The 16,097-nt window shown below is 66.4% G+C and carries 17 protein-coding genes; 14 read left to right on the plus strand and 3 right to left on the minus strand.

All coding sequences use genetic code 11. The features are described 5' to 3' along the window. Nucleotides 1–17: 17 nt before the first annotated feature. Nucleotides 18–1,391 (minus strand): M20/M25/M40 family metallo-hydrolase, encoded by a 1,374-nt coding sequence (locus tag BM353_RS00360; RefSeq protein WP_092075485.1) that lies wholly within the window; start codon nucleotides 1,389–1,391, stop codon nucleotides 18–20. Between the two features lie 273 nt (nucleotides 1,392–1,664). On the opposite strand from BM353_RS00360, the gene hemA reads away from it, so the two are divergent. Next, on the plus strand, nucleotides 1,665–2,888 hold the full coding sequence (gene hemA, locus BM353_RS00365; protein WP_092075487.1) for a 5-aminolevulinate synthase: 1,224 nt from the start codon (nucleotides 1,665–1,667) through the stop codon (nucleotides 2,886–2,888). A gap of 116 nt (nucleotides 2,889–3,004) precedes the next feature. Continuing rightward, nucleotides 3,005–4,261, plus strand: coding sequence for a helix-turn-helix domain-containing protein (locus BM353_RS00370; protein WP_092075489.1), 1,257 nt, complete (start codon nucleotides 3,005–3,007; stop codon nucleotides 4,259–4,261). 94 nt (nucleotides 4,262–4,355) lie between these two features. Here the strand turns inward: BM353_RS00370 and BM353_RS00375 are convergent, their stop codons facing one another. Continuing rightward, nucleotides 4,356–5,111 (minus strand): DsbA family protein, encoded by a 756-nt coding sequence (locus BM353_RS00375; protein WP_092076420.1) that lies wholly within the window; start codon nucleotides 5,109–5,111, stop codon nucleotides 4,356–4,358. An 83-nt stretch (nucleotides 5,112–5,194) separates the two neighbouring features. Continuing rightward, nucleotides 5,195–6,526, minus strand: a complete 1,332-nt coding sequence (locus BM353_RS00380) for a M48 family metalloprotease (protein WP_092075491.1) — start codon at nucleotides 6,524–6,526, stop codon at nucleotides 5,195–5,197. Between the two features lie 54 nt (nucleotides 6,527–6,580). On the opposite strand from BM353_RS00380, the gene BM353_RS00385 reads away from it, so the two are divergent. The 12 genes from BM353_RS00385 to BM353_RS00435 all read left to right on the plus strand — a co-directional run bounded on the left by BM353_RS00385 (nucleotide 6,581) and on the right by BM353_RS00435 (nucleotide 16,093). After that, a complete protein-coding gene (locus tag BM353_RS00385) occupies nucleotides 6,581–7,732 on the plus strand; it encodes a pyridoxal phosphate-dependent aminotransferase (RefSeq protein WP_092075493.1) in 1,152 nt (383 codons plus the stop codon). Nucleotides 7,733–8,044: 312 nt separating this feature from the next. After that, entirely contained in the window at nucleotides 8,045–8,410 is a 366-nt protein-coding gene (locus tag BM353_RS00390) for an NADH-quinone oxidoreductase subunit A (protein ID WP_092075495.1), read from the plus strand. A 29-nt stretch (nucleotides 8,411–8,439) separates the two neighbouring features. Then, complete coding sequence (locus tag BM353_RS00395) at nucleotides 8,440–9,018, plus strand: NuoB/complex I 20 kDa subunit family protein (RefSeq protein WP_425439380.1); 579 nt, start codon at nucleotides 8,440–8,442, stop codon at nucleotides 9,016–9,018. Between the two features lie 14 nt (nucleotides 9,019–9,032). Beyond that, nucleotides 9,033–9,650: an NADH-quinone oxidoreductase subunit C gene (locus BM353_RS00400; protein WP_092075497.1), complete on the plus strand. Its 618-nt coding sequence runs from the start codon at nucleotides 9,033–9,035 to the stop codon at nucleotides 9,648–9,650. Next, on the plus strand, nucleotides 9,650–9,823 hold the full coding sequence (locus tag BM353_RS16810) for a hypothetical protein (protein ID WP_177220408.1): 174 nt from the start codon (nucleotides 9,650–9,652) through the stop codon (nucleotides 9,821–9,823). The genes BM353_RS00400 and BM353_RS16810 overlap by 1 nt, the downstream gene beginning before the upstream one ends. Nucleotides 9,824–9,863: 40 nt before the next feature. Continuing rightward, nucleotides 9,864–11,084: an NADH-quinone oxidoreductase subunit D gene (locus BM353_RS00405; RefSeq protein WP_092076424.1), complete on the plus strand. Its 1,221-nt coding sequence runs from the start codon at nucleotides 9,864–9,866 to the stop codon at nucleotides 11,082–11,084. Nucleotides 11,085–11,221: 137 nt separating this feature from the next. Beyond that, a complete protein-coding gene (locus tag BM353_RS00410; protein WP_092075499.1) occupies nucleotides 11,222–12,376 on the plus strand; it encodes an NADH-quinone oxidoreductase subunit E in 1,155 nt (384 codons plus the stop codon). Between the two features lie 44 nt (nucleotides 12,377–12,420). Beyond that, complete coding sequence (locus BM353_RS17210; protein ID WP_425439374.1) at nucleotides 12,421–13,164, plus strand: endonuclease; 744 nt, start codon at nucleotides 12,421–12,423, stop codon at nucleotides 13,162–13,164. A gap of 26 nt (nucleotides 13,165–13,190) precedes the next feature. Next, complete coding sequence (locus BM353_RS00420; RefSeq protein ID WP_092075501.1) at nucleotides 13,191–13,430, plus strand: DUF5337 domain-containing protein; 240 nt, start codon at nucleotides 13,191–13,193, stop codon at nucleotides 13,428–13,430. A 9-nt stretch (nucleotides 13,431–13,439) separates the two neighbouring features. Continuing rightward, nucleotides 13,440–14,741: an NADH-quinone oxidoreductase subunit NuoF gene (gene nuoF / locus BM353_RS00425; RefSeq protein WP_092075503.1), complete on the plus strand. Its 1,302-nt coding sequence runs from the start codon at nucleotides 13,440–13,442 to the stop codon at nucleotides 14,739–14,741. Between the two features lie 3 nt (nucleotides 14,742–14,744). After that, nucleotides 14,745–15,512, plus strand: a complete 768-nt coding sequence (locus tag BM353_RS00430; RefSeq protein WP_092075505.1) for a class I SAM-dependent methyltransferase — start codon at nucleotides 14,745–14,747, stop codon at nucleotides 15,510–15,512. A 152-nt stretch (nucleotides 15,513–15,664) separates the two neighbouring features. Then, entirely contained in the window at nucleotides 15,665–16,093 is a 429-nt protein-coding gene (locus BM353_RS00435) for a DUF5333 domain-containing protein (RefSeq protein WP_245759520.1), read from the plus strand. The last annotated feature ends 4 nt before the right edge of the window (nucleotides 16,094–16,097 follow it).

Genomic DNA, 16,097 nt, shown 5'->3' on the forward strand with positions numbered 1-16,097 from the left:
GCGCTTGCCTCGGCGGGTTACTTCGAGACGGCGTCGAGGATGCGGGCCCAGCTGCGGATGCCCTTGTGGAAGCTCTCCAGATCGTATTTCTCGTTGGGCGAGTGGATCTGGTCGTCATCCTTGCCGAACCCGATCAGCATCGAATCCATGCCCAACAGCTTTTTGAAATGCCCCGCGATCGGGATCGACCCGCCGCAGCCGGCGAAGGCCGCCGGGGTCTGCCACTCTTCGGCCAGAGCGCCGCGCGCGGCCTCGAACGCCGGGTGATCGGTCGCCATGTGCGAGGCCTGCGAGGCGCCGTGATCGTGGAACTCCACGGTGCAATCGGCCGGCAGGGCGGCGCGGATCTGGGCGCGGAAGGCCTCGCGGATTGCGGCCGGATCCTGTGTGCCCACCAAACGGAACGAGACCTTGGCGCGCGCCTCGGCGGGCAGGACGGTCTTGAACCCTTCGCCGGTGTAGCCGCCGACGATGCCGTTGATCTCGCAGGTGGGGCGCGACCAGATCATCTCCAGCGCGCTGCGCCCGGCCTCGCCCGCGGGCTCCGAAAGCCCCACGCCGCCGAGGAAACCCGCCGCATCGAAATTCAGCGCGTCCCACTGGGCCGCAAGCTCGGGCGACAATTCGGGAACCCCGTCGTAAAACCCGGGCACGGTCACACGGCCCTCATCGTCGTGCAGGCCGGCGAGCGCGCGGGTGAGCACGCGGATCGGGTTGATCGACGGGCCGCCATACATGCCCGAGTGCAGGTCCTTGTCGGGGCCGCGGATGACGATCTCCTCGCCCAGAAGCCCGCGCAGCATGGTGATGATCGCGGGCGCGCGGCTCTCGAAGAGCCCGGTGTCGCAGATCAGCGCGAGATCGGCCCGAAGCTCCTCGGCGTTTTCCTCAAGGAAGGGCACCAGCGACGGCGAGCCGGATTCCTCTTCGCCCTCGAACAGGAAGGTGATCCGGCAGGGCAGGGACCCATGCTTCGCCGCCCAGGCGCGGCACGCTTCGACGAAGGTCATGAGCTGGCCCTTGTCATCGGAGGCGCCGCGCCCGCGGATCACCTTGCCCGCTGGCGTCTCCTCCAGCGCCGGATCGAAGGGATCGCGATCCCACAACTCCAGCGGATCGACCGGCTGCACATCATAGTGGCCATAAAACAGCAGGTGCGGGCCCTCGCCCGACACATGGCCCACGACCATCGGATGGCCCGGCGTCGCGCGCTTTTCCGCCGCGATCCCGAATGAGGCAAGGTCGGCCACGAGCCAGTCCGCCGCGCTCTGGCAGGCCTCGGCATAGGCCGGATCGGTCGAGATCGAAGGGATCCGCAAAAGCGCCATCAACCGCTCAAGGCTTTCGGGCAGGGTGTCGTCGATCCGGGCCAAAACCGCATCCAGCATCATCGTCTCCGTTCTTTTGGGGGCATTTGAGGGCATTTTCGGGGCCAAGCCTATCAGGCGCAGGGCCACTGTCCAGCAGTTGTCCAGCGCTCAAAGCAGACATAAAGGCGCGCCGAGGCCGCGCGCCTGCGCGACATTCTGTAGCCGTCCGGCGGGGCGCGTTTTACTTTACAATCATTCAAAACGCTGAAAAAAGAGCCGGACCAAGCCGGCCTTGCCGGAGGCGGCGGGGATCCGGGGCTATGGCCGGATCTCGCCAGAGGAAGGAAGATACCGTTGGACTACAGCCGCGCGTTCGATGACGCTCTCGCCAAGTTGCACGACGAAGGTCGCTACCGCACGTTTTTCGACATCGAGCGGCGCAAGGGCCAGTTCCCCCACGCGACTTGGGTCCGCCCCGATGGGGAAGAGCGCGAGATCGCAGTCTGGTGCGGCAACGATTACCTCGGGATGGGGCAGCACCCGGTTGTCCTGAAGGCCATGCACGAGGCGCTTGACGCCACCGGCGCGGGCTCTGGCGGGACGCGCAACATCTCCGGCACCACGGTCTATCACAAGCGGCTCGAGGCCGAGCTTGCCGATCTGCACGGCAAGGAGGCGGCGCTGCTGTTCACCTCCGCCTATATCGCCAATGACGCGACGCTCTCGACGCTCGCCAGACTCCTGCCCGGGCTGATCATCTATTCCGACGCGCTCAACCATGCATCGATGATCGAGGGCATCCGCCGCAACGGCGGGGAAAAGAGGATCTTCCGGCACAACGATCTCGATCACCTGCGCGCGCTTCTGGAAGCCGACGACCCGGACGCGCCCAAGCTCATCGCCTTCGAATCGATCTATTCGATGGACGGGGATTTCGCGCCGATCGCGGCGATCCTCGATCTGGCGGATGAGTTCAACGCGATGAGCTACATCGACGAGGTCCACGCGGTGGGCATGTACGGCCCGCGCGGCGGCGGCGTGGCCGAGCGCGACGGGTTGATGGGGCGTATCGACATCATCAACGGCACGCTGGCCAAGGCCTATGGCGTCATGGGCGGCTACATCGCGGCGTCCGAGCGGATCTGCGACGCGATTCGCTCCTATGCGCCGGGCTTCATCTTCACCACCTCGCTGCCCCCTGCCGTTGCGGCGGGCGCGGCGGCGTCGGTGGCCCATCTCAAGGCCGATCAGACCCTGCGCGATCTGCATCAGGAGCGCGCGCGCGTGCTCAAGATGCGCCTGAAGGGCATGGGCCTGCCGATCATCGATCATGGCAGCCACATCGTCCCGGTGATCGTCGGCAACCCGGTGCACACCAAGATGCTCTCGGACATGCTGCTCGAAGACCACGGGATCTACGCCCAGCCGATCAACTTCCCCACGGTTCCCCGCGGGACCGAGCGGCTGCGGTTCACGCCCTCGCCGGTGCACGGTCCGGGCGAGATGGACCGGCTTGTGCGCGCGATGGACGCGCTTTGGTCGCATTGTGCGCTGAATCGTGCCGAACTTTCGGCGTAATTCATTGAGCGACTGTTAATAGTCGGGCGATATGCTAACACTGCCGTAATAAAGATGGTCGGGCGAGTCGTGGAAAGACAGCCCGGGGGACGCCATCCAACGAGAGGGCAGTGCGCATGATCCTGCGCCGAGGCACGGAGACACCTCTGGAGGAGCCGTCGACACCCAAGGGGTTTGACGATTTCGACTTGCGACTGGGCGATTCGATGCGCGGCGAACGCGCCACGCTCGGAAAATCGCTGCTCGACGTCCAGAGAGAGCTCAAGATCAAGGCCGCCTATATCGCGGCCATCGAAAACTCCGATCCATCCGCGTTCGACACGCCCGGGTTCATCGCCGGCTACGTCCGCTCCTATGCGCGCTATCTCGGCATGGACGCGGAAAAGGTGTTTCAACAATTCTGCGAAGAAAGCGGCTTCTCGGTGGCCCATGGCATGGCGCCCGAGGCCTCCTCGCGTCGCGCCGGGCCCGACGGCACGCGCGCCCCGCGCCGGCAAGTCGCACAGCGCGATGTCTTTACCGCCCCGAGCACCCCCTTCACCCCTCAGGAAGATCGCTTCCTGTCAGGGATCGCCCCCGGTGCGGTCGGCTCCTCGCTGGCGCTGGTGGCGGTGATTGGCCTTCTGGGTTTCGGCGGCTGGACCGTGTTGAAAGAAGTGCAGCGCGTGCGCATCGCGCCGGTCGATCAGGCGCCGGTCGTGGTCTCCGATCTCGATCCGCTCACGCCCGCCCGCGCCCCCTCTGCCCAGAGCGCCGCCGATGGCGTGGCCCGGGCCGAGGCGCCGACGCTCGATGCGCTCGACCGGCTCTACCGCCCGCAGGCGCTGGATGTGCCCGTTCTGGTAAAGCGCGACGCGCCAATCTCGACGCTCAACCCCAATGAACACGGGGCCTTCGCGGACATGGCCATCGCGGCGGATGCGGCCGAACGCGCCGCCGAAGCGGCTGAGGCCGAGACGCTGGAACTGGCCGCGATGCTCGATGGCATCGGCGCTCAGGTCGCCGGTCAATCGCCGGGGCCGCAGGTTCTCGCCGAAACGCCGCCCGATGTTGTCCTGCTGGCCGTTCGCCCGGTCTGGGTCCGGGTGCGCGCGGTGGATGGCAGCGTGATTTTCGAGAAGATCCTCGACGCGGGTGAGGAATTCATCCTGCCCCAGACCGAAGAAGCGCCGACGCTGCGCGCGGGCAATTCCGGATCGCTCTTCTTCAAGGTCGCGGGCGAGGTTTATGGTCCGGCCGGGGCGGGCACGTCGGTGGCCAAGAACGTGGCGCTCTCGGTTGAGGCGCTGCGCGAGAGCTACCAGGTCGCCGATCTGAGCGCCGATCCGGCGCTGGAGCAATTCACCACCGTGGCCGAGGCCGGGACGGACTAGTGCTCCGGGCGCCGAGGCGCCGCTGTATCACTCTTCATCATCTTGACCGAAGCCGGATCGCGGCGCGGTTTTGTCCGCCGCGACCCGTTGTTCCTCAGCCGTCCTCGCGCAGGTCCGCGACGATCCCGCGCATCGCATCAAGCGGGACATAGCCGCGCAGCAGCTCGTCGCCGATCACGAAGGTGGGCGTTCCGTTGATCTGCATCGCGCCCGCCAGCGCGCGGTTTTCGGAGATGATCCGATCGATCTCCGGGTTCTCCATCGCGGACAAGATCGCCTTTCCATCCAGGTCGAGCGATTTGGCGAGCTGGAGCAGGACCTTCTCGCCCGGCGCGGGTTTGAGCCCGATGAGCGCGTCCTGCACCGCGCCGTACGCCGCGTCGCCCTCGACCATCCGGGTGGCCAGCGCGAAGCGCGACGAGACGGTGGAAGCATCGCCGAGGATCGGGAATTCCTTCAGCAGGAAGCGGATGTTGCCGTCCGACGAGACCAGCTCCTTGACGTCGTCATGGGCCCGCCGGCAGTAGCCGCAGCGGTAGTCGACGAATTCCACCATGGTGATATCGCCGTCGGGGTTGCCGCCGACCCACTGGCCCGGCGTCTCGAAGAGTGCGGCGGCGTTGTCTGCCACAAGGCTCTCATCAGCGCGGGCCGTTTCGGCGGCCTGACGCTCTTCGAGCACGCCGATCGCCTCCATCAGCACTTCGGGGTTGTCGAGCAGGTAGGCGCGGATTTCCGCGCGGAAGGCACCGCGCTCGGCCTCGGACATGGCGGCGATGTCGAAGGCCCCGGCGGGCGCGGCGAGCGCGCTGCTGGCAAGCAGGGCGAGGAGGGCGAGCGGGCGGGTCATGGCGTGTCCTCTCTTGGGGTGGCCGGTCTTTGAGCGGCAGGTCGTGGGCTCGGGGTTCGTGCGGTGGTCAGGCGCGAGCGGGGTCATGATTTGCCCGCCGCGCGCAGGATGTCATCTGCGCGGATACGGGCCGGGGAGCCGTTTGGCAACTGCCCCGCTGCGCGGCGGGCGTGAATGGCGGCATCGTCGAACCGGCCCAGAAGGGCATAGCGCTCGGCGACGGCGAGCGAGGCCATGGCGGGCCGGCCGGCGCGGGCATAGGCCTGGCCGAGATCGCGCAGGATGGAGGGCGAGGCCGCATCCCGCGCGCGCGCCTTTTCCAGAACGCGCAGCGCCCGGACGTTGCCATCGGCGTTGTCGAGCGCGAGCAGGGCGCGGCCATAGGCGCCGAGGATGAGCGGATCGCTCGGCCGCATATCGACCGCGCGGGCATAGGCGGCAACGGCCTCGGCGGGGCGGCGGCTTTCGAGCAGGATCTGCCCCTGCAGCTCGCGCAGGAACGCGTCATCGGGCCGCTGGGCGACCGCGGCCGCGATGGTCTTGGTCGCGCGGGCTGCATCGGGTTTTCGGTGATAGGCGATGGCCTCGCGCATGAGCTTGATGTCGGGCGTGGCGCTGGCATCCAGGCGGCGCAGCGTCCAGTCCGGCGCGCGGATGAAGGCCGAGAGCTTCCCTTGCGCCCGGGCGAACCAGTAGGCTGCGGTGGGATCGCCCCCGGTCTTGGGCTTGTAGCCGGCGGCATAGGCCTGCATCGCGCGGTAGCGGTCGTTGGTCAGCGGGTGGGTTCGGTTGTAGGGATCCTGACGCGAGACCGAGAGCGCCTCCTGCCCGCGGAAGATGTCGAGGATCTCCACGGCGGCGTGAGGATCGACTCCGGCGGCGGCGAGGTAGCGCGCGCCGGACTGGTCGGCGGCGGCCTCCTCGGCGCGGGTGTGGGCGAAGAAGACGCGCTGCGCGCTGCTCGCTGTCCCGGCGGCGAGCCCGCCCGCGAGCTGCCCTTCGCCGGCCACGGCGGCGGCGGCGGAGAGCATCAGCCCCAGAAGGGACACGTTGCGCGCGTTGCGGGCGTTGGCCATGCGCCGCGCGATATGGCTATTTGCGATATGGGCCGCCTCATGGGCGATGACGGCCTGAAGCTGGTCCGCGCTCTCGGCCTTGAGGATGAGGCCCGAGTGGATGAAGATATGCGCGCTGTCTGCGACGAAGGCATTGAGCTTGCTGTCGTTGATCACGAGGATGCGCACGCGGGCCGGGCTGAGCCCCGCTGCCGTGAGGATCGGGGCCGCGAGGCGCGCGAGGCTGTGCTCGATATCGGGATCGCGGATGAGCCCGGCGCGGGCGGGCAGGGCCGTGAGCGTCAACAGCAGCAGCGCCAGCGCGAGGAGCGCGGCGCGAGGGGCGGGCAGAGCGGGCATTGACCCGGCGGGCATCATTCGAGACAACATCGCGCAAACCATACTGAGGCAGGCATGCGGAACTCAAGTCGGGGGATGGTCGATCCCTTCATTGTGATGGACGTGATGGAGGCGGCGCGGGCCGCCGAGGCCGCGGGGCGGCACATCATCCACATGGAGGTGGGCCAGCCGGGCACGCCCGCGCCGGAAGGGGCGCGCCGGGCGCTTGCCGCGGCGCTGGAGGAAGGCGCGCTTGGCTACACGGTGGCGCTCGGGCTGCCGGAGCTCAGGGCGCGGATCGCGCGGCACTATGGCGAGCAGTACGGGGTCGACCTCGATCCGGGGCGCGTCGTGGTCACATCGGGCAGTTCCGGCGGGTTCCTGCTGGCCTTCACCGCGCTCTTTGACGCGGGCGATCGGGTGGGCATCGGGGCGCCGGGGTACCCGTCCTACCGCCAGATCCTCAAGGCGCTCTCGCTCACGCCGGTGGAGTTCGAGACCCGGGCCGAGAACCGGTTCCAGCCGGTGGCGGAGGATATCGCCGGGGCCGGGCTCGACGGGCTGCTGGTCGCCTCTCCGGGCAACCCCACGGGAACGATGCTTGACGCGGGCGCGCTCGGGGCGCTCATCGCCGCGGCAGACGCAGCGGGCGCGGCCTTCATCAGCGACGAGATCTACCACGGCATCGACTACGAGGCGCGGCCGGTGACGGCGCTGGAGTTCTCGGACGAGGTGTATGTGATCAACTCGTTTTCGAAGTACTTCTCGATGACGGGCTGGCGCGTGGGCTGGATGGTGGTGCCGGAGGCGCATGTGCGGCAGGTGGAACGGCTGGCCCAGAACATGTTCATCTGCGCGCCACACGCAAGCCAGGTCGCCGCGCTGGCGGCGATGGACTGCGAGGCGGAGTTGCAGGCAAACCTCGCGGTCTATGCGGAAAACCGGCGGCTGCTGCTGGAGGGGCTGCCCGAGGCCGGGTTCACCCGCGTCGCGCCGCCGGACGGGGCCTTCTACATCTACGCCGACGTCTCCGAGCTCACCGAGGACAGCCGGGCCTTCGCGGCTGAAATCCTCGACGAGGCAGGCGTTGCCGTCACCCCGGGCGTCGATTTCGACCCGGGCCGGGGGCGCGGCTCACTGCGCTTTTCCTATGCGCGGGCGACACAGGACATTCGCGAAGGACTGGTTCGGCTCAAGCGCTTCATGGTGGCGCGCGGATTGGTCTAGTCAAAAGGAGCGCGGGCAGGCCCGCGCACGCCTTCTAGCACGTCTGCTTGCGCAGCCGTGCGATTGGCGCGTGGTGGCGGCTGCGCAGTTTCCGGGACGCGGAGATTCTGGGCGACGAAGCGCTATGCCGAAAGCGTGAGGCGGCAAAACGGGAGCTCGCCAGTCGCCCAAGTATCTGATTGAACTGCTATAATCCAGAATTGGAGCGGTTTTCCGCATGCCCGCCCCGGAGTTGACCACCCCGCCGCGGCGCACTACACCTGAAAGAGCCGTCAAGTGTAGCCGCGCGCTCGCGCGGAGAAGGAGCCAGACGTGGACGACATGTTGCGGGAGTATCTCCCGATCCTCGTGTTCCTGGCCGTGGCGATCGGATTTGGGCTGATCCTGATCCTCGCGGCCGTTGTGCTCGCCGTGCGCCATCCGGATCCCGAAAAGGTCTCGGCCTATGAATGTGGCTTCAACGCCTTTGACGACGCGCGGATGAAATTCGACGTCCGCTTTTACCTCGTATCGATCCTCTTCATCATCTTCGATCTGGAAATCGCCTTCCTGTTTCCCTGGGCCGTGGCGTTCCACGGGCTGACGGATATCGCCTTCTGGTCAATGATGGTTTTCCTCGCGGTGCTGACCGTGGGCTTTGCTTATGAATGGCGGAAAGGGGCGCTGGAATGGCAGTAGAGGATCGCGGCCCGCTGGTCACGCCGGTGATGGGCGAGGGGGCCCAGACACCGCGGGTGAAATCCGCGCCCTCCGTGCCCCAGGCCTATGGCCAGACCACCGCCGGGCCGGACGCGGAGGTCACAACGCAGGCGCTCAATCGTGACCTGCAGGACAAAGGTTTTCTCGTCACCTCGACCGAGGACATCATCAACTGGGCCCGCACCGGGAGCCTGCACTGGATGACCTTCGGGCTCGCCTGTTGCGCGGTCGAGATGATGCACAGTTCCATGCCGCGCTACGATCTGGAACGCTTCGGCACCGCCCCGCGCGCCAGCCCCCGACAGTCGGACCTGATGATCGTCGCCGGCACGCTGACCAACAAGATGGCCCCCGCCCTGCGCAAGGTCTACGACCAGATGCCCGAGCCGCGCTACGTCATCTCCATGGGCTCCTGCGCCAATGGCGGGGGCTACTACCACTATTCCTATTCCGTGGTGCGCGGCTGTGACCGGATCGTGCCCGTGGATATCTATGTCCCCGGCTGCCCGCCCACGGCGGAGGCGCTGCTCTATGGCATCCTCCAGCTTCAACGCAAGATCCGCCGCACCGGCACGATCGTCCGCTAGGCGAGGGAGAGACGATGCAAATGCTCACCGAACTCGGCGTCCATATCGAGCACCGCCGGCCCGATTGCGTGCTCTCGACCAGCGTGAGCCACGATGAGCTGACCGTCACGGCGCCGCCCGCGCGGCTGCCCGATCTCATCGATTTCCTCCGCTCCGACAGCACCTGCCGCTTCTCCTCCCTGATCGATATCACCGCCGTGGATCACCCCGAACGCCCGCAGCGCTTCGACGTGGTCTACCACCTGCTCTCGATGTACCAGAACCACCGCATCCGCCTGCGCGCGGCCCTGCGCGAGGATGAGATGCTGCCCTCGATCACCGAGATTCACCCCTCGGCCAACTGGTTCGAGCGCGAGCTCTTCGACATGTTCGGCATCCGCGTCTCAGGCCACCCGGACCTGCGCCGTCTGCTGACCGATTATGGCTTCCGCGGCCACCCACTGCGCAAGGATTTCCCCACGACAGGCTACACAGAAGTGCGCTATGACGAGGTCGAAAAACGCGTGGTCTACGAGCCGGTGAGCCTGGTGCAGGAATACCGTCAGTTCGATTTCATGTCGCCATGGGAGGGCGCGGACTACATCCTGCCCGGCGATGAAAAGACCGATGATGAAACAGAGGAGGCAAGCTGATGTCTGGCTTATGGTGGCTGATCGTTCTCGCCCTGACCATCATCCCGATGTTCAGGCTCCTGCCCCATTTCGGGATTCACAAATACTGGGCGTTGGCCTGTATCATCCCGGTGGGCACCCTGGCCTTGATCTGGTGGATGGCGATCAAACTCCAGGAAATGGAGCAAAGATGAGCGCCCGGGGGACAGCGCGGATGCGGAGGGCGCGCCCATGATGGACGGCGCCAAAGGCTTCGAAGACGTGCTCACCGGCGAGCAGAAGATCCGCAACTTCAACATCAACTTCGGCCCGCAACACCCTGCAGCACATGGTGTTTTGCGGCTTGTTCTGGAGCTGGACGGCGAGATTGTAGAGCGCTGCGATCCCCATATCGGCCTGCTGCACCGCGGTACGGAAAAGCTGATGGAGAGCCGCACCTACCTGCAGAACCTGCCCTATTTCGACCGGCTCGACTACGTCGCCCCGATGAATCAGGAACACGCCTGGTGCCTCGCGATCGAGAAGCTCACCGGGACAAAAGTCCCCCGCCGCGCCTCGCTCATCCGGGTGCTCTTCTCCGAAATCGGCCGCGTGCTCAACCACCTGCTCAACGTAACGACCCAGGCCATGGACGTGGGCGCCCTGACCCCGCCGCTCTGGGGGTTCGAAGAGCGCGAGAAGCTCATGATCTTCTACGAGCGGGCCTGCGGCGCGCGGCTCCACGCGGCTTATTTTCGTCCCGGCGGCGTTCATCAGGACCTGCCGCCAGCGCTGCTCCACGACATCGAAAGCTGGGCCAAGGCCTTCCCCGCGGTGCTCGATGATATCGATGGCCTCCTCACCGAAAATCGCGTGTTCAAACAGCGTAACGTCGATATCGGCGTGGTCTCCGAAGAGGAGATTCTCGACTGGGGGTTTTCCGGTGTAATGGTCCGCGGTTCCGGCCTCGCCTGGGACCTGCGCCGCGCCCAGCCCTACGAGTGCTATGACGAATTCACCTTCCAGATCCCCGTCGGCACCAACGGCGACTGCTACGACCGCTACCTCTGCCGCATGGCGGAAATGCGCGAAAGCGTGAAGATCATCGAACAGGCCATCGACAAACTCCGCGCGCCCGAAGGGCAGGGCGACATCCTCGCCCGCGGCAAGCTTTCGCCCCCCAAACGCGCCGAGATGAAGCAATCGATGGAAGCGCTCATCCACCATTTCAAACTCTACACCGAAGGGTTCCACGTGCCCGAAGGCGAGGTCTACTGCGCGGTCGAAGCCCCCAAGGGCGAATTCGGCGTCTACCTCGTCGCCGACGGCACGAACAAGCCCTACCGCGCCAAGATCCGCGCGCCCGGCTTCCTCCATCTTCAAGCCATGGACCACATCGCCCGCGGCCACCAACTCGCCGATGTCGCCGCCATCATCGGCACAATGGACGTGGTCTTCGGAGAAATCGACCGATGACACAGCGCACCGCCTGGCAAACTGCCCCCCACCTTCTTCTCTTTTCAAATACTCCCGCCGGAGGCTCCCGAATGCCCCGCCTCGCGCCCCGGCCCGCAACAGCGCACAGCGCTCACAAGACCGCAGGACGCTGACTCATGCTGCGCCGTTTGCACCCCGATCAGCCCGAAAGCTTCGCTTTCACCCCTGACAACCTGGCCTGGGCCGAAGCCCAGATCACCAAGTACCCCGAAGGCCGGCAAGCCTCGGCCGTGATCCCGCTGTTATGGCGGGCGCAGGAACAGGAAGGCTGGCTCACGCGCGCGGCCATGGAAACTGTCGCCGAGATGCTGGGCATGGCCTATATCCGGGTGCTGGAAGTGGCGACGTTCTACTTCATGTTTCAGCTTCAACCTGTTGGTTCTGTTTCTCATTTTCAGATTTGCGGGACAACCTCCTGCATGATCTGTGGCGCCGAGGATCTGATCTCCGTTTGCCGAGAGAAAATCGCACCCGCTCCGCATATGCTCTCTGAGGACGGCCGGTTCTCCTGGGAAGAGGTCGAATGTCTCGGCGCGTGTGCCAACGCCCCGGTGGCGCAAATCGGCAAGGACTACTTCGAAGACCTGAGCGCCGAGAGTTTCGGCGAGATCATCGACGCTCTGGCACGTGGCGAGGTGCCGCGTCCCGGCTCGCAGACCGGCCGCTTCGCGTCCGAGCCGATCAACGCATTGACATCGCTCGATGAAGGCGGCGGCGTGGCGCATCAGGCAAACGCCTCCGTAAGCCTCGCCGAGGATCTTGGCGACACGATCAAGCGGATCGACGGGGGCGAAGTACCGCTCTCGACTCCATGGCAGCGCAGGCCGCAAGAGCCCGCCGCCGCCGCAGAGGATCCCGGCTGGCATGAACCCGAACCCCGCCCGGGGGAGGATCGCGCAGCCGATGAGACCGGGGTGACCGAACAGGAAGCGACGGCCGACAGCGCCGCCCGTCCGGATGCGGATGTGGATCCCGGCGAGGGCGGCACAAAGCCGCAGATGCGCGACGGACCCAGGGAGGGCCGCGCGGATGATCTCAAGCTTATCAAGGGCATCGGGCCGAAACTGGAAGCGCTTTGCCATCAGCTCGGGGTCTATCACTTCGATCAGATCGCCAGCTGGGGCGCCGCGGAAGTCGCCTGGATGGACGCCAACCTGACTGGCTTTCGCAGTCGTGTGAGCCGCGATGACTGGGTCGGGCAGGCCAGGGTGCTCGTGGCCGGAGGCGAGACGGACTTCTCGGTCCGTGCTAAGAGAGGGGACGTCGACTGACGCAAGACGCGCCGGCCACGGTGCTCAGACCGAGGGAGTGAGAAATGTTCGGGTCCAACGATGCCATGAAATGTCAATTCAAATGCTGGGTGCTGGCCGCGCTCGCCGGGATCCTCTGGGCGATCCTGCAGGCGGCGGTGTTCGGCTCCACATGGACGCTGGGCGTTTTCGTGGGCCTTCTGGTCTGCATCGGCTTCGGGCTCTATCTGACGTCGAAATACTGCTCCTCGGTGGCCACCTTGCGCGCGGCGGATCCGGTTGATCCGGACCTTCCCGTAGCCACGGAACCGAGCGCCGGGGGCATGCCCCACAAGGATGTCTCCGCGGTGCAGGACATGGAGGACGAGGCGACGATGAGCGCACCCACGGTCGCCACGGTCGCCACGGTCGAAGGCCGGCCGCAGGGGGGAGCTCCCGCAGAGGCGGGCGATGACGCTGTGGGCGATTGGCGCGAGGAACAACCGGGACGCCCGGTTGACGGCGAGAGCGACACGGCGCCCGAGCCCGCCGAGTCCGAGCCCGCCGGGAGTGAGGAGATCGGCCAGCGGCCCGCCGCACTGAGCGCGCCGCGCGAGGGCGGGGCGGATGATCTCAAGCGGATCAAGGGCGTCGGGCCGAAGCTGGAAACCCTGTTGCACAGCCTTGGGTTTTACCATTTCGATCAGGTCGCGGCCTGGACGCCGGACGAGGTGGCTTGGGTCGATCAGAACCTTGAAGGCTTCAAGGGGCGCGTGAGCCGCGACGATTGGGTCGGGCAGGCACGGGCCTTCGCCGAGGCGCAGAACTGAGGCAGTGAGGCAAGAGGCATAGCGGGATGGACCGACAGACTGACACAGCCGCCCAGGAGGCCGCCCTGGCGCGCCAGGGGCGCATCGCCGCGCTGGTGATCGCGGGGGGCATGCTTTTCTGGATCATCGCGCAGTGGCTCGGCCCGCGTCTTGGCCTGCCGGGGCGTTTTGCCGTGCTTATTGATCTCGCCGTGCTCGCCGCGCTGTTCTGGGCGCTGGTGGTGACCTTCCAGATCTGGCGCAAACGCCGGGATATTTCAGACTAGGGGGCGGCGATGCTGTCGGACGACGACCGGATTTTCACCAACATCTACGGCATGCGCGACCGCAGCCTCGCCGGTGCGCGCGCGCGCGGGCACTGGGACGGGACGGCCGGCATTCTCGCCAAGGGGCGCGACTGGATCGTCGATCAGATGAAGGCCTCCGGGCTGCGTGGCCGGGGCGGAGCGGGGTTTCCCACCGGGCTGAAGTGGTCCTTCATGCCCAAGGAGAGCGACGGGCGGCCGAGCTATCTGGTTGTGAACGCCGATGAATCCGAGCCCGGGACCTGCAAAGACCGGGAGATCATGCGCCATGATCCGCACACCTTGATCGAGGGCTGTCTCATCGCCGCGTTCGCGATGGGCGCGCATGCCTGCTATATTTACATCCGGGGCGAATACATCCGCGAGCGCGAGGCGCTGCAGGCGGCGATCGACGAGGCTTATGATGCCGGGCTGCTGGGGCGCGATGCCGCGAAATCGGGTTGGGATTTCGACCTTTACCTGCATCACGGCGCGGGGGCCTATATCTGCGGCGAAGAGACGGCGCTGATCGAAAGCCTCGAAGGCAAGAAGGGTATGCCGCGGATGAAGCCGCCCTTTCCGGCGGGCGCGGGGCTTTATGGCTGCCCGACCACGGTCAACAACGTCGAGAGCATCGCGGTCGTGCCGACGATCCTGCGGCGCGGGCCGGAATGGTTCGCGGGGTTCGGGCGGCCCAACAACACTGGGACAAAGCTCTTCGCGATCTCGGGCCATGTGGAGCGCCCCTGCGTGGTAGAGGAGGCGATGTCGATCGGGTTCGAGGAACTGATCGAGCGCCATTGCGGCGGGATCCGGGGCGGGTGGGACAACCTGCTCGCGGTGATCCCCGGCGGCTCGTCTGTGCCTTGCGTGCGCGGCGAGAACATGCGCGATGCGCTCATGGATTTCGACTATCTGCGCGGCGAGCTCGGCTCCGGGCTCGGGACGGCGGCGGTGATCGTGATGGACAAGCAGACGGATATCATCAAGGCGATCTGGCGGCTTTCGAAATTCTACAAGCACGAGAGTTGCGGCCAATGCACGCCCTGCCGCGAGGGCACGGGCTGGATGATGCGGGTCATGGACCGGCTGGTGCGCGGCGAGGCGCAGATCGAGGAGATCGACATGCTCTTCGACGTCACCAAACAGGTGGAGGGCCACACGATCTGCGCGCTCGGCGACGCGGCGGCCTGGCCGATCCAGGGGCTTATCCGCAATTTCCGCGAGGAGATCGAGGACCGGATCAAGGCGCAGCAGGCGGGGCGGAACTCGGCCTCGGTCGCGGCGGAGTAGGCAATGGCACAGGGCGGGGCCACAGAGCGGCAGGACAGTCGAAAGCTCGGCCGGGTGCGCCAGTTCGCCTTTGGCGGCACGCCGGGCGAGGTCCGCGCGCATATCCGCGACACGCTGGGATATACCGGGCCTCTGCTGGATCTCTACTGCGAACACGCGGGCCGGGTGATCACCAAGTGGCACCATTACCTGCCCCTCTATGACCGCTACTTCGCGCGGTTTCGCGGCCGCCCGGTGCGGATGCTGGAGATCGGCGTCTTCAAGGGCGGGAGTCTCGATCTGTGGCGCGACTATCTGGGCCCCGAGGCGGTGATCTACGGTATCGACATCGACCCCAAATGCGCGCGGTTCGACGGGATCTCGGGGCAGGTCCGCATCGGCTCGCAGGACGATCTGGCCTTTCTCGACGCGGTGGTCGAGGAGATGGGCGGCATCGATCTGGTGCTCGACGACGGCAGCCATCACATGGCGCATGTCTGGACCACCCTGCGCCATCTCTTTCCCAGGCTCAGCCCATCGGGCAGCTACATGATCGAGGACCTCCATACCGCCTATTGGCCGCGTTTCGGCGGCGGGATCGAGGCGGAAGAGAACCTCTTCGCCCGCCTGCGCGGCGTGGTCGATGATCTGCACTTTCCCTATCACGTAAGCGCGCCGCGGGTGCCCGAGCTCAAGGGGCTGGTCGGTGGCGTGCATATTCACGATTCCGTCGCCGTGCTGGATCGCGCCGAGCAGAAACCTCCCGTCTTCTCCAAGGTGGGCGGGGCATGAGCCGCGCCGCGATCCCAGCCCGCCCGCTGGCGGAAATTTGCCCAGAGCCCGCCGCGCGATATTGTATACCGTGGGCAAGAGCGTACCTCTCTGGTGAGACCGGCGGCGGGCCTCTGCCCGGCCGGGGCGAGCAAGGTAAAGGACGGGAAGCGATGCGTGGTAAAGAGTTCGGACGGGCGATGATTGTGGCGGCGGGTGTCTCTGGCGGGGCGCTGCTCGGGCCGGTGGCGGGGGCGGCGAAGACGCCGCTGTCCGAAGTGAGCTCCATCAACCAGGGGCTGCTGGCCGTCGGGATCGCCGACGAAATCCGCAATTCCTGCGATGATATCGATGCGCGGCTCCTGCGCGCCGTGAGCTATCTGCATTCGCTGGTGAGCGAGGCCAAGGCGCTTGGCTATTCGTCGCAGGAGATCGAAGACTTCCGCAATTCACGCGCCGAGCAGCGGCGGCTGCGGGCCCAGGGCGAGGCCTATCTTCAGGCCAACGGCGCCAACCCGGCGCAGCCGGAGACGCTTTGCGCCCTTGGCCGCGCGGAAATTGCCAGGGGATCGGCCATCGGATCCCTGCTGAAAGCGAGATAGGAGT

Source organism: Poseidonocella sedimentorum (genome assembly GCF_900116005.1).
Lineage (GTDB): Bacteria > Pseudomonadota > Alphaproteobacteria > Rhodobacterales > Rhodobacteraceae > Poseidonocella > Poseidonocella sedimentorum.

What these genes read in the sequence shown, in the direction of transcription:
- BM353_RS00360 (WP_092075485.1), bottom strand. Translation starts at nt 1,391, where the DNA reads ATGATGCTGGATGCGGTTTTGGCCCGGATCGACGACACCCTGCCCGAA.
- BM353_RS00370 (WP_092075489.1), top strand. Translation starts at nt 3,005, where the DNA reads ATGATCCTGCGCCGAGGCACGGAGACACCTCTGGAGGAGCCGTCGACA.
- BM353_RS00375 (WP_092076420.1), bottom strand. Translation starts at nt 5,111, where the DNA reads ATGACCCGCCCGCTCGCCCTCCTCGCCCTGCTTGCCAGCAGCGCGCTC.
- BM353_RS00380 (WP_092075491.1), bottom strand. Translation starts at nt 6,526, where the DNA reads ATGCCCGCTCTGCCCGCCCCTCGCGCCGCGCTCCTCGCGCTGGCGCTG.
- BM353_RS00385 (WP_092075493.1), top strand. Translation starts at nt 6,581, where the DNA reads ATGCGGAACTCAAGTCGGGGGATGGTCGATCCCTTCATTGTGATGGAC.
- BM353_RS00395 (WP_425439380.1), top strand. Translation starts at nt 8,440, where the DNA reads ATGGGCGAGGGGGCCCAGACACCGCGGGTGAAATCCGCGCCCTCCGTG.
- BM353_RS00400 (WP_092075497.1), top strand. Translation starts at nt 9,033, where the DNA reads ATGCAAATGCTCACCGAACTCGGCGTCCATATCGAGCACCGCCGGCCC.
- BM353_RS16810 (WP_177220408.1), top strand. Translation starts at nt 9,650, where the DNA reads ATGTCTGGCTTATGGTGGCTGATCGTTCTCGCCCTGACCATCATCCCG.
- BM353_RS00405 (WP_092076424.1), top strand. Translation starts at nt 9,864, where the DNA reads ATGGACGGCGCCAAAGGCTTCGAAGACGTGCTCACCGGCGAGCAGAAG.
- BM353_RS00410 (WP_092075499.1), top strand. Translation starts at nt 11,222, where the DNA reads ATGCTGCGCCGTTTGCACCCCGATCAGCCCGAAAGCTTCGCTTTCACC.
- BM353_RS17210 (WP_425439374.1), top strand. Translation starts at nt 12,421, where the DNA reads ATGTTCGGGTCCAACGATGCCATGAAATGTCAATTCAAATGCTGGGTG.
- BM353_RS00420 (WP_092075501.1), top strand. Translation starts at nt 13,191, where the DNA reads ATGGACCGACAGACTGACACAGCCGCCCAGGAGGCCGCCCTGGCGCGC.
- nuoF (WP_092075503.1), top strand. Translation starts at nt 13,440, where the DNA reads ATGCTGTCGGACGACGACCGGATTTTCACCAACATCTACGGCATGCGC.
- BM353_RS00430 (WP_092075505.1), top strand. Translation starts at nt 14,745, where the DNA reads ATGGCACAGGGCGGGGCCACAGAGCGGCAGGACAGTCGAAAGCTCGGC.
- BM353_RS00435 (WP_245759520.1), top strand. Translation starts at nt 15,665, where the DNA reads ATGCGTGGTAAAGAGTTCGGACGGGCGATGATTGTGGCGGCGGGTGTC.